General features: G+C 61.4%; 8 protein-coding genes. All 8 read right to left on the minus strand.

Annotation, left to right across the window (positions count from 1 at the left end):
• Positions 1-317: 317 nt before the first annotated feature.
• The gene (locus AB7I40_RS13970; RefSeq protein WP_428348018.1) at positions 318-2,600 is read right to left on the minus strand and encodes a CoA transferase; all 2,283 of its coding nucleotides are present in this window, start codon (positions 2,598-2,600) and stop codon (positions 318-320) included.
• Between the two features lie 13 nt (positions 2,601-2,613).
• The gene (locus AB7I40_RS13975; protein ID WP_428348019.1) at positions 2,614-4,365 is read right to left on the minus strand and encodes a CocE/NonD family hydrolase; all 1,752 of its coding nucleotides are present in this window, start codon (positions 4,363-4,365) and stop codon (positions 2,614-2,616) included.
• Between the two features lie 191 nt (positions 4,366-4,556).
• Positions 4,557-6,122 (minus strand): ABC transporter substrate-binding protein, encoded by a 1,566-nt coding sequence (locus AB7I40_RS13980; RefSeq protein ID WP_428348020.1) that lies wholly within the window; start codon positions 6,120-6,122, stop codon positions 4,557-4,559.
• A 574-nt stretch (positions 6,123-6,696) separates the two neighbouring features.
• On the minus strand, positions 6,697-8,442 hold the full coding sequence (locus AB7I40_RS13985) for a CocE/NonD family hydrolase (protein ID WP_428348021.1): 1,746 nt from the start codon (positions 8,440-8,442) through the stop codon (positions 6,697-6,699).
• Positions 8,443-8,613: 171 nt separating this feature from the next.
• Positions 8,614-9,444 carry an ABC transporter permease gene (locus AB7I40_RS13990; protein WP_428348022.1) on the minus strand — a complete coding sequence of 277 codons (831 nt, stop codon included), beginning with the start codon at positions 9,442-9,444 and terminating at the stop codon, positions 8,614-8,616.
• The gene (locus tag AB7I40_RS13995; RefSeq protein ID WP_428348023.1) at positions 9,441-10,397 is read right to left on the minus strand and encodes an ABC transporter permease; all 957 of its coding nucleotides are present in this window, start codon (positions 10,395-10,397) and stop codon (positions 9,441-9,443) included. Before AB7I40_RS13995 ends, AB7I40_RS13990 begins: the two co-directional genes overlap by 4 nt.
• 78 nt (positions 10,398-10,475) lie before the next feature.
• Entirely contained in the window at positions 10,476-12,116 is a 1,641-nt protein-coding gene (locus tag AB7I40_RS14000; protein ID WP_428348024.1) for an ABC transporter substrate-binding protein, read from the minus strand.
• A 94-nt stretch (positions 12,117-12,210) separates the two neighbouring features.
• Complete coding sequence (locus tag AB7I40_RS14005; RefSeq protein ID WP_428348026.1) at positions 12,211-13,311, minus strand: amidohydrolase family protein; 1,101 nt, start codon at positions 13,309-13,311, stop codon at positions 12,211-12,213.
• Positions 13,312-13,316 lie beyond the last annotated feature (5 nt).

Consider the following 13,316-nt stretch of genomic DNA (forward strand, 5'->3'; position numbering starts at 1 on the left):
TCGCCCCCATCGGCGTGGCAGAGAGTTCGGAACGGAGTCATCATTTCCTACCGTTAGAAATGCAAGAAGAGCGCGTTGCGTGAGGCCCGAGAGTCACCGCGAGGCACTTCTGCGTTGACAGGGCCGTCGGCACCGGCGGACGGATTCGGCATCCAGTTGGTCTAGTTTTTCCAACGTTCACGAGAAAGAGAAACAGAATCTTCGCGCTTCATTGACATGCGGATTGTGTGAGTCGAGGAACTCAACGTGCCGGCAGCGCTGCATGCGACATGACTCCAGCGAAATTCGGGTCGCCTGAGTTCGACCGAGTCGTTCACTCAGATTTCGAAGACACCACTAAGGTCAGCTCGTGCTTCGTCCAGTGCAGGACAGACGCCAACAGCGAGCCGCTCGTCCTCGAACCTCCATGGCATCAGCATGGTCTCGCACGCTCTTCCATCGCCCTGAACAACAGTCTCGAACATCGGCCCCCCTGACTCCGTGCCGTCGCGAACTGCCTCCCACGGGGTTGCCGCACGAACCGCTGCGACATTCATCGCCGCAAGCGAGCGCACCGTAGGAGGGTCCTGCTTCAGCGCCGAATCCAGAAGGTCCACAAAGGCAGCAGAGTTGCTCAGTCGCGAGGCGTCATCGACGAACCTGGGATCCTCGATCTTCTGATCGAGACCAAGGGCCGAGGCGAGCCGACCCCAAGCGCTCGTTGGGCCCGAACCTGATACCTCAACGAAGTGCCAAGCATCCTCAATCACTACAGACACGGTTGCGCCCAAGGCGTGGAGTCGGCCTGCGCGGAACGGCAGGTGACCGGCCCCGCCCCACATGGCCCCTGCCACGAAACAGTCAAGGGCAAGCGCCGAGTCCAGCATCGCGACATCCAGACTGCGATCTGCTTCTTCTTCAGATCCCCTTACCCACTCCGCGATGCATGACAAGGCTGCCTGGGAAGCCGTTCCTGAATCGAGAAAACCTGCTCGATCGAGGAACGCAGGACCACCTGGCTCGCCCATCAGCGAAACGATTCCTGCCCATCCTTGGATAGTGGGGTCAACCGCTCGCCTGGCCCGCCAGTCCCCTGACTGCCCAAAGCCGCTCACAGAGCAGTAGATGAGCTGAGGATTGAGACGGCGACAATGGTCATACCCGAGTCCGAGTCGGTCCAATGATCCAGCGGTGACATTTTGAACCACGACGTCCGCCTGAGCGATCAGCCGGTGCGCAATGTCACGCTCTCCCCGTCTCTGCAGATTCAAGGCGATGCTCCGCTTGCCCGCCGAGAACTGCGCGAAGATCGCCATGCCGTCGTACGTTGCTGGTCGATATGACCGCATCATGTCGCCGCCCGGTGATTCGATCTTGACTACGGTCGCACCGAGGTCAGCGAGGATGCGAGTGGCCATCGGCCCGGCAATCGCGGCGCCGAGTTCCACCACCTTCATGCCCGCCAGTGGGCTGACGGTCGCAGAGCTCTTGGACGGAGCTGACGGGAAGTGCTCACGACTGGGTAGGTGAGCGCTAGGGGAAGCGTCGTCCGAATTCCGAAGACCAGGGATTCGCCTCACGCCAGACAGCGGCAAGCACACCAGGGCGCTGTCGCCCGACCGCCCGGTGCTGATTCCCCGCTCCCGAAGCTGAGGCAAGCGCAAGGTCTCATCGCTTCGAAGGACCCGCCCAAATGTGACCTTTGCGGCATCAAGGCGACGCTCGACTTCACTGTCCGAGTACCTGCGGAGCCAGGCCTCCACCACGTCGGCGATCTCTGGCATGCGATCCACACGCGCGCGGTCGGTTGCAAATCGGGAGTCCGTCGCGAGGTCTGGACGATCCATCGCACGGGCAAGTCTGGCCCACATGCTGTCAGGACCTTCGCCCCACACTTCGATGACATAGTCGGCGGTTGGACCTTGATAGATGCCAAGCGTGTCCCCGTCCGAATGGTTGCCCTGGCGTCGCTCGGGCAGCCTGCCACCGGTATCGCGGGCCAGGGCGTGGTGCTCAAGCGCCATGGAGATGGCCACGTCCCGCATGCTGACCGTCAGTCGGATGCCCGGCTTCCTGCCGCTGATCGGGATGCAGGCGGCCAAGATCGCGATTGCAGCGTGGCATGCCGTCAGACTGTGAAGGAGCCCGACCGCATTCGGAAGTGGTGCGCCGATCGGATCACCGTTTACTTGGGCAGTGCCTGCAAGTGCCTGCACGAACGCGTCCTGCGCGATCGGGTCGTCGGTGTTCACGAGACCTTCATCAGCCACGCTGATGTCACAGACAACAGCTCTTGGACCCGCAATCCTCTCAGCCAACAACCGCAGTTCTTGGGGCGTGTCGTAGCTCAACACCACGACGTCAGCCCGCTCGAGTACCCTCTCGGCCGATTCCGACCCATCTGTTTCTTCAAGATTCACACGCATGAGCGTCTTGCCAACTGAGGCCAAGGTAGCGAGATGAGAACGCCTCAGGTCGGCAGCGAAAGCGCCTAGCGGGTTGCCTGAAAGCCCGTCGATGCGAATGACATGCGCACCAGCATCCGAAAGCGCTCGAGCAGCTAGTTGGCCCGCGAGCAGCCCTGCGAGGTCTACGACGTGGAGACGATCATTTGTCGACAATTGTGATACCCGTCTACTCGTGGCTGTTCAGTTGCGGCAGCGTGATGTACGACCGACGAGCATCGTCGTGGAAAACGCACTGGTGGGCTTCTCTCATGTCGTCTTCCCGAGCGCCTGCCACCGGCCCCCCGGAGTTTGGGTTCCTGTCGAAGCGCGGGAAATTAGAGCTTGAGACTTCCACTCGAATTCGGTGGCCAACTTTGAACACGTTTGCGACAGCGACCAGGTCGATCTCGATCTGCACCTCCACTCCAGGCGTGAGCATCTCGGGCGTCTCGAAACCATTGCGATATCGCATGCGCAGGATCCCGTCAGTCAGCCCGATCGCTCGCCCGTCCGGGTGCACGTCTACGAGTGCGGCTGTGAAGTCAGTGTCGGGCGCGGAGCTGGATACAACGAGTGTCACGGTGACAGGTCCGACCATCTCCAGATCACGGTCGAGGACTTCTGAGGTATAGGTCAAAACGTCTCCGCGCAGTTCGATCGCTGAGCGATCTCGCGGCCCGTGCCCCATAAGCATGCCTGCCATCCAGATCCGGGTGCTCCCTCCGGTTGTCGGCACAGGATTTCTTGGGTCATAGGTGAAATGATCAGGAGCCTCAGCCCCTGGCTCCACTTGCGACAGCCGTCCGTCGCTGCGCAGGAACCAGTGCGTCGGGGTTGCTTCTGGCAATGGCCAGTCCGACGAAGTCCGCCAGGTGTTGGACCCCATTACGAAGACTTTGACTCGTGCTTGACCGTCAGCTGGCTTGCCTTTGAGGAAGGTGTCCATCCACGCTTGGGTCTCGGCGGGTAGGGCCGCGTTGTCAAAGTTGGCTTCGGGACCAAGCCATAGGTCTCCGACTAGATCCGTAGGAGTTGCGATGTGACCCCACGGGGTCAGGATCAGGCGTTGATTCTCGCGCGCAAACTTGGTTGCGGCACCTTGCCGCAGTCCTACGTAGTTTCTGAGAGTGCCTTGGATGAAGCAGTCGTAAAGACCGCCGGTGTGAAGGGCGGGCACTCGAACGTGGTCGTACTTCCCGTCGACAGAACCTGCCGCCCAGTAGTGGTCCCTACTTGGATGTGCCAGCCAATCAGTGTAGGTGGACATGGACGAGACACCGTCGGCCAACGCGGTCAGCGGCAACGTTTCCATCGCTGAGACGGGATCGGCGAAGATACGTTCGATTCGCGCCTTTTCGTTGGCGACGTCCTCGCCCATCTGGGCCCGTCGTTCCAGGCGTGCCAACGCGAGCCGCGCGTTCCACGAGAGGGCCAGACCCAGGTTGAACGCGCCGCCCTGATACGTCCATCCGTTGTAGGCCTCTGAGGCAGTGATACCGGGCACGATTGCACGCAGAGCGTCGGGTCCATTGGCCGCGGCGAGCAACTGTGTGATCCCGAGGTAGGAGACGCCGACCATGCCGACGGAGCCATTGCACCAGGCCTGGGCCGCGACCCAGGCAACGGAGTCTTCGCCATCCTGGGCCTCGTCCAGGAACTCGACAAACTCCCCTTCGGAGTCGAACGTTCCGCGTGCACCTTGGATCAGGACCGCGTAGCCAGCGCGGGCCGCCTCGAGTGCATTTAGCGACCATCCCGGCTCGGAGTGCAGCGTCGTGTGCCTCCCGTAGGGAGTGCGTATCAACACTGTTGGGAACGGTCCATCGCCCCTCGGCAGGAAGAGGTCCCCCTTGAGTAGAGTTCCGTCGCGCATCGCCATTTCGATGTTGCTGTGGACGGTGAAATCCGTTTCAGGCAGTGGGTGGCCAGAAGTTCTCATTGCGAGTCTCCGTTGGAGTGTGGTCCGCCAGCCCGCTGCTCGAACGACGCGGTGCAATGGAGCGCGCCATCCCCCACGCGACTCTCGAGGGTCGCGTGGGGGATACTCGGCCAACGGTCGCTCGAACTCAGAAGATCTTTCTCGACAGGTGATCCAGCCCAGGCTGTGTGAACCGGGGCGTTGGTTGCCAGCTAAGCGAGCACGTGCGCATCGACGAAGTTGTGGTAGCCAAGGCCGAGGACGACCGACTTCTTGAGGCCGCCCACCTTCTTCGTGTGAGCGTCGAGGAAGTCGGGGAAGACGGGGATGATGCATGCGCCTCGCTCGTACGTGATCGTTTGCATCTCGCGCATAAGTTCGAACTGCCGTCCCTGATCCGGAGTCCGGCGCGTCTCTGCATACAGCCGCTCAAAGTCAGGATCAACCCATCCGGCAGCGTTGTAGGGCGCATCCTTGAGCTGAAGCCGCGGGCCGTTGAACCAATACGGACCACCGGTCACGTAGTCGGAGAAGAATGGCTTGATTGCGTAGTCCTCTGCGTAGTACACCTGCTCCGCCTGGTCATGCACCTTGATGGTGACTCCAGCCGCCTTCGCCTGCTGTGCGGAAAGGGTCCCGATCTCCAACAGGCCTGCAGTGTGCTTCCCGGTAAAGAGATCGATGACCAGGTCTTCGCGACCCGCAGCCTTGAGCAGGGACCGCGCCTGGTCAGGGTCGTAGGTTCGCTGGGGAACATCCGGGTACGCAGAGGTGTCGAACCAGCTCGGCATATCGTTGCCGACCATCGCATAACCTTGGAAGGCGTTCTGCACCAACTCCTCGCGATCGACGAGGAGCCGCATTGCTTGACGCACGCGGACGTCGTTGAACGGCGCCTGCGTACACGACATGAGGTGTTCGAGGAAGAATCCCGACTTGGACGCTGCCAGTGTCAGGCTCGGCGACTGTGAGATCTCGCGAGCTCTCAGAGGCGAGACATCACCGATAACGTCCAGTTGCCCGCTTGTCAGGGCCGCGACTCGGGCATCAGGGTCGTCTACGGAAACAATTTCGAGACGATCCAGATACGGGCGTCCCTCGATGCGGTAGTGCGGGTTCTTGCCGAAGACCATGCGGCTGCCCGGATCGAACGACTCCATGACGTAGGGGCCTGTTCCGATGGGATTGCGGAAGTCGGTCGTCCCCTCGGGCATCATGACGAGGCTCTGGTTAACCAGATCCTGGGGAAAAAGCGCGTTGGGCGTGAAAAGGCCGAACTCGACTGTTCTGTCGTCCACCTTTCGCACGCGTGAAGGATCGATGTTCGAGATGGCATTCGCTGCCAGCGAAGCATTCTTCTTGTCCATATGCCAACGGAACGTGTAAACAACGTCGGCTGCGGTGAGTTCCTTGCCGTCAGAGAACTTGACGTCCGGGATCAGCCGCATCGTCCATGTGTCCAGCGAGTCGTTTGCCTTGAAATCCTGCGCCAGTTCATTCACAATCTGGCCGCTTGGATCAAAGGTGGTGAGTCGCTCGTAGACCTGACGTGTCCTGATGACATCGATGTACGACACCATCTTCGGACCCGGAAAGCTCTCCGTGCTCCCGGCCCCGGCCACGCCGACGCGCAGCCGCCCTCCGGGGGAGATCTTCAGCGACTTTTCGGGTGCTGGACTGTCCCCAACGCCGCAGGCCGAGAGCGCTGCTACCCCCCCAATCGCCAGCCCTCCGGCGAGGAATCCTCGGCGAGAGGGGGTCGGGTGCTCAGCATTCATGTGTGGTCTCCTTTGTGCAATCGATCGAGCCGCTGCACCCCCGCAACGGGCCGAGAGTGGTCCTTCATCGTTGCCCCGAAAGGTGTTTGCACGACAGTTGGATTCAGTTCTCGCTGGGGTCCTGCGATGGACGTACTCTTCTCTTGGCCGGCGGCAAAGGGAAACAAATCTTTCGCGTTCGATTGACACTCCCGATGCGTCAGTTCCGCTCGGCGACACATGAAGAAAAATCACGCGGACAGGGTTAAGTGGCCTCCATCGAGGCGGGGCGGCGAGCCTCACGGCCTAGGTCGGAGGACTCCCCTCGGCACCACTGCAACCCGGAGGCAAAGGTCTCTGCACGGACAGGTGACTCTGATCTGCGTCAATGTGTGTCGGCTGGAAGGGTGTGCACCATGCCGAAGGCGTGTCCTCTGGCCACTCGTTTCAGCGCCCTCGCCGATGGTGGTGTTGTGCCACTTCTCCCGCGGGACGAGGATCCACACCGGACTCAACCGATTGGTGGTCAAGGTCTCCCGCTACCCCCTCGAGCGGTTCATGTTGCCTGCGAACGTGCGCCGAGCAACCGTCGCAGTTAGCGCACCGCGACAAGAGGGAGGCTGACGTGTGATGCATGGTCCGTGTCGTGGAAGACCTTCTGGTCTGCTTTACGCAGATCGCCATTGCTCGCTTGCGCGTTGATGCCACCCGTGTTCGGGTTGCGATCGAACCGAGGAAAGTTCGAACTCGAGATCTCCACACGAATGCGATGGCCGGCCTTGAACACGTTGGCAACCGCGACGAGATCTATCTCGACTTCGTAGACCAAGCCCGGGACGAGGGGCTCTGGCGTCGCCAGCCCGTCACGGTATCGCAAGCGGAGAATCCCGTCCGCGAGACCGATCGCCCGGCCGTCGGGGTAGACATCGATGAGCGCCGCCGTGAAGTCCGTATCGAGCGCCGAACTCGACACGAACAGCGTGGCAGATACTGGCCCGATGACCTCCACGTCTTCGTCAAGTTCCTGTGAGGTGTACGTGAGCACGTCATCTCGTTCTTCTACTTCTCGGCGGTCTCGAGGCCCCATCCGCTGTAGCAGTCCACCCATGCTGATACGCGTGTTACCGCCAACCGTGGGAACTGGGTGGGAAGGGTCGTAGACAAACTCATCCGGCCGCTCATCGCCCGGCAAGCTACGTGAGAGATTGCCGCCGGCCCGCAAGAAGTAGGGCGTCTGTACCGCATGAGGAAGCGGCCAGTCCAGAGCCTCTCGCCAGTCATTGGTTCCCATGACGAACACGCTCACCCGTGGCTGCTTGTCGATCGGCTCGCCCTTGAGAAACGCATTCATCCATTCCAGAGTTCGTTGGGGAAGATCAGGAGCCGCAGAGCTCGCCATCGGCCCCAACCACAGATCACCCACCACCTCGTTAGGCCAGTCGGCGTGTCCCCACGGCACGATGATTAGCCGTTGATTCTCCCTCGCGTGTTCGGTCCCTGCGTTCCTGCGTAATCCGACGTAATTCTCCAGAGTCCCTTTTAAGAAACAATCGAACAGTCCTGCGATATGAAGGCCAGGGGTGACAATTTGGTCGTAGCGATCGTTTATCGCGGTTTCTTGCCAGTACGAATCGCGATCCGGATGCGCAAGCCATTCCCCATACTCCTCGAGCGCCGAAATCTCTGTGGGCAAGGCGACGAGGGGGAGCCGTTTCAACCCGTCGCATGGATTGGCCCGCAGGGCAGCGAGCCGAGCCATGTCGTCGGCGATGTCCTCCCCCTCAGCCTCTCGGCGACGTAGTGCTGCTTCGGCGAGGCCCGCACCCCACGAGAGAGACAACCCGAGGTTGAATGCTCCGCCTTGGTACGCCCAGCCGTCGTAACACTCGGACCCCGTGATCCCCGGCACAACGGCCCGCAAAGCAGGTGGAGTGCGCATCGCTGCCAGCATCTGGGTGAGACCGAGGTAGGAGACACCAACCATGCCGACCCGCCCGTCGCTCCACGGCTGACGTGCCGCCCATGCGATGGTGTCTTCGCCGTCGTCGGCGTCGCTCACGAAGACGCTGAAGTGGCCTTCCGAAGCGAATGCACCGCGGGTGTCTTGGACCACGACCGCGTAGCCGGCGCGTGCCGCCTCGTGCACATCGAGCGCCCATCCCGGATCGGTGTGAGTCCGAGTCTGTCGGCCATACGGCGTCCGGATCAGGATGACTGGACGGCGAATGTCGTCCGACGCACGAAACACATCCGCGCGTAGCACGGCCCCGTCACGCATGGGTACACCCAGCCCGATCTCGATCTGGATCTTGGATGCTGGTGTCAAACCGTCAGAGCTCATTGGTCTCCTCCTTGTCGCCAGATGATGGGGTGCGCAGTCCGCTCCGAAGATCTAGTGCACCGACGAACTGCGCGCTCCTCGAACCTTGGCCGCCCGGCCGTTCGGGACTTGCACGCGACTGACCACAGACCTCGAGGCAGGTTCAAAGGAGCCAGGTACCAACGTCTCGCGCTACTGCGGATCCCCGATGCTTCGCCCCAGGCTGTGCGAGACCGCGTCGCCGACGAGATTGATCCCGATTGTGAACCCAGCGATGAGAAACGCAGGCGCAAAGGTCGACCAGATGTTGAGTGAGAGCACCGCGCGGTTCTCGGAGATCATGAGTGCCCAATTCGACGCCGGCGGCTGTAGACCCAGGCCCAGGAAGTTGATTGCGGCCACCAAAAGGACTGCGAATGTCGCCGTGATGCCTGCGTTGGCGATCACCGGCCCCATGATGTTAGGGAGGATCTCGCGGCGCAGCACCGATCCGGTCCGTTCACCTCGAGCGACCGCGGCCTCGACGTATCCACGGACTGCAACTTCGCGCGTCGCGGCGTAGACGATCCGCGCGATTCCGGGCGCGAGCACGAGCGCGACTCCAACGAGTAGCACGAGCTGGCCGGTGCCGAAAGCAGTTGCCGCCAGCATGAAGAACAGCAGGGGAGGAAACACGAGAATGACTTCGGTCGATCGCATCAGCAGTGGGTCCAGTAGGTTGCGGTTGTAGCCTGCAACCAGCCCGACAAGGGTCCCTAACGCGAACGCCAACGCGGTGGCGCACAGTGAGAGCACCAAAACACTGCGCCCGCCTGACAGGACTCGGCTCAGCACGTCGCGCCCAAGGTAGTCAGTTCCCAGGAGCAATCCACCACCGGGGGGCTGACCTGGTGCCCCAAGAATGGCCGTCGGGTCGTTCAATGCCAGCAACGGCCCGAACAGCGCCACCGCGACGGTCAGCCCAAGGATCACCAACCCGGCCCCACCACGTCCCGTGCGCGCAAATCGGAGCCGGCCTTTCAAGACTGCGTCCTTAGCTTCGGCACCAAGAGCACCACCATGAGGTCAGCAATGATGTTGGTCGCGATGTAGACAACGGCCAGTAGCACTGAGATTGCTTGCACTTGCGGTCCGTCATGGTTCTGGACCGCGCTGACGAGTTGGGTGCCAAGGCCGGGGTAGTTGAACACCGCCTCGGTCACAATGACACCCCCGAACATGAACTGGATGGACAATGCGAACACTTGCACGCTCGGAGCGAGCGCGTTCCTGAGCACGTACCGGCTCAGAACCCTGCGAGCGCCTATGCCCTGCATTCGGGCCATCTGCACATAGTCCGACTTCTGGACCTCGACAACCCCCACCCTGACCAGGCGGACCGTCCACGCGATCGACACGCACAGCAGCGTCAGGACTGGAAGGACGAGGATCTTGGGGTCGCCCAATGGGCTGGCGCCGGGGGCGAGCAGCGATACCGGCGGCAAGATGTCGAGTCCGACGGAGAAGACCGCCACGAGGAGCGCGCCAATGATGAACTCGGGCATCGAGATCATGACGAGGGTCAGCGTAGAAATGGCGTGGTCCTGCCAGCGTCCGGCATAACTTCCAGCAATCATTCCCCAGACAAGCGAAATAGGAATGAGGAAGAGAACCGCAATCAGCGCCAGCACGATTGTGTTCTGTGCTGGTTCTCGAATGATCTCCTGGACCGGCGAGTTGAGCCCTTGGACCTCAGCGAGCGCAGAGTCGCCGAAATCACCCTTCACAGCGCCGCCCAGCCAGTCGAGGTACCGCGTGACGATGGGGCGGTCGTACCCAAGTCGGTGGTCAATCTCGGCAACGGCCTCCGGAGTGGCCTGTCGTCCGAGCACGGCCGATGCCGGGGATCCGGGGATCACCGAGGTGGCGAGGAACACGAGCATGGATGCGACGATGAGCGTGCCGAGTCCGGCCGCGATCCGGCGCAGGATGAACATCGGGATCGGGTAGGCGCCCCTCGGCGGAACTAAGCGGCGTGTGGTGCTATCGAGGTCTGTAGCTTCCACAGCCGTCATCTACGCTAGGCCCCAGTTGTAAACGCGGCAGTCATCCGTCTGATAGAGCCATCCCTGGCCCTTGCCTCCGAACCCCCGAACGTTGTTGGACACGGCGTCTACGTTGCGGGCATAAGCCCAACCGATGTTCCCGCCGTCGTTGTATTGAATCTCCTGGACTTGATCCCACAGTTTCTGCGCCTCGCGGGGATCCTTCTCAGCCCGCGCTCGTGCGAAGAGTTCGTCGAAGTCATCGTTGAAGTAGTGCGACTCGTTGAGAATCGAGTCCTTCAGGAATGCGAGCGAGTAGTTGTTGACCAGCGATGGACCCGGCCAGATATCTTGTGCGAACGTCTGCTTCAAGTACAAGACGGATGGATCAAAGTACTGTGCGGGCTGCTGAACGTTCACGTGAACCGTCACACCCGCTTCTTTCGCGTGCTGGGAGAATACTTCCGCGGCGGCATTGAACCCGGTCACAGACTCAGCCGTATTGAGTGTGACCTCCAAGTTTGGGACCCCTGCGGCCTTGAGTAGCGCCTTCGCCTGCGCTAGGTCCTGGGTCCGCTGCGGCAGACTTTTGTTGAAGTATTTCGAACCGGGAAGACAAAAGATGTCGTTGGCCACTGCACCGAAGCCAGACAGCGCAGCATCGATCATCGCCTGGCGATCGGGAATCAACTTCATCGCCTGCCGCACGCGCGGATCCTGGAAAGGCTCAGCGTCGCAGCGCATGTACATCACGTACTGCTGTCCGGGACTGCCGACAATCACCTTGTATTCGCTACTATCCAGATTTGCCTTCGCCATCGCAAAGGGCAGCTGCCCGCAGATGTCGATCTCCCCGCCGATCAGCGCGTTGAGTCGCGCCGTGGGATCAGTGATCCCGATGATTTCGAGCTCGTCGGGGTACGGTCTAGGCGAGTCCCAGTAGTCACGGTTCGCGCTGAAGGTGCTGCGCTGACCCGGGCTGAACGACTCCAGTTTGTAAGGACCGGTCCCAATGGGTTTCGAGTAGTCCGTCGTGCCGTCCTGCACTATGAACGTGGTAGGGGCGAAGAAGAAGAAGCCAGGCAGGTCGGCGACGGGAGCGCTGAGGGGAACCCGAAGCGTGTACTGTCCGGTCTTCCGCAGCTCGTCGAGCTTGACCGACTCGACTGCGGCACTTACCCAGGACTCTTTGAGTTGCCGGAGCGAATAGATCACGTCCTCGGGCGTAAATGGCTTGCCGTCGTGCCAGGTCACGTCGGGACGAAGAGTGAGTTCCCACTCCGAGGCGTCGCGGTTTGACTGCCAGTCGACGATCAGGCCAGGTTCGCGGCCACCTGACTCGCCGACGCGGATCATCGGGTCGAAGACGGCAAAGGTTTGAAGCTGGGAAATGGGAGCCGGCTGGACAAACGGGTTATAGGTCTCGGCGTTGCCCGCACCGATGTAACCAATCCGTAGTGTTCCGCCCGCAGAAGGGGTCGGCTTAGTCGCTGCGTAGGCGCCGAAAGGGTCTTCGCCGGAACTCGACGAATTCGGCACTGCGTCGCTACTGCATGCGGCCAGGAGTGTTGAACTCCCAGCCAGCGCCGCGCCAGCGCTTAGCCCCATCATGAACCCGCGTCGACCAAATCGACTTTGTCCAATCGAACTTCCGTATGCGCCGTCGTTCATTTGCTTCACTCCTCGCAGTCGATATCGGAATCTTCGCGGCCACACGTAAGAAAGAGAAACAGAACCTTGTCGCCGGTCCGCGTGCGGGAAGTTGTCAATGCTTGCTGACGGCGAGGTTGTCGCGGTGTGCTTGCCAGGGGCCCACCTTGTTCACGCGCGCGGCCTCGCGGCGAGAGTGCCAGTCGTCCGTCGCGAGCTTCGCCAGTCGCGCCTGCGGATCGATCCCGTGCAGACGCGCGTAGTTGAGTCCGAAGATCTTCTTCTTGATCTCGGGCGTCAGCTCGGGGTAGTCATACCCGTCGATCAGATCCTGTGGCATCTCGAGATTGGCCAGCGCCTCGACCACGGGCTGGGGATGCGTGGCTGTGGCTCCGGTACCGAACAGCAACCGATCGCCAACCCCCGCCCGGAGGAACTGGCCGAGGATCTCGGCAAGCCTCCGCGGCTGACGAACTCCGATATTCGCCGTGCACTCGAGGTTGGCGTACACATTGGGGCTCACCTGAAGCTGCATGATGCACTCTTCCAGGAAAGCCCAGCCACTGTGCACGACCTCGAACGTCAGATCGGGGAACGCAGCCGCAGCGACCGAGACGTCCTCCACGCGATCCTTGTCAAGCCGGCCCGGACCAACCGGCATCGCCTTGTGCACCGCGATCTGATGCACGCCCAATTCCCGAGCCTTCTCGAAGAACGGGAACACCAGCTCTCGATCATCGTAGAAGGCCGTCTCCACGAGACCAGTCACCTCGTCGAACACTCCGTTGGTCGGGTAGAACTTGAAACCGTCCACCAGGCCCGTCGCGTGACGTTCCTCCATGTGCTCAAGCTGGCTCGGTCCAAGCAGCGGGTCCACGTACGCGTAGAGCAATACCCGGTCCGGGTTCGCCCGCTTCAACTCGGCGCCTCGTTCCCACGGCGAGATGCCATTCTTGAAGATGCCAGAGATGACGACCTCGTGGTAGACGAGGAGATCAACATCGCTCTCCTCGAAATACAGCTGCGCAGTCTCCTCAGCGCTCCACGCCGTACGGACCTCGTCAAGGGTCTTCTGGAATCCAGGCGCATTCGACTCCAGGACTTGGAATACACCGGCCCAGTCCTGCTCGACGAAGCTCTCGTACACGTGTGGCGGACAGCCGTCCGCGCAATTCTCCGGGCTGTAGTCCATGCCGTGCGCAACGGCGTCGATCACAACAC

The organism is Nocardioides sp. (assembly GCF_050246775.1).
Lineage (GTDB): Bacteria > Actinomycetota > Actinomycetes > Propionibacteriales > Nocardioidaceae > Nocardioides.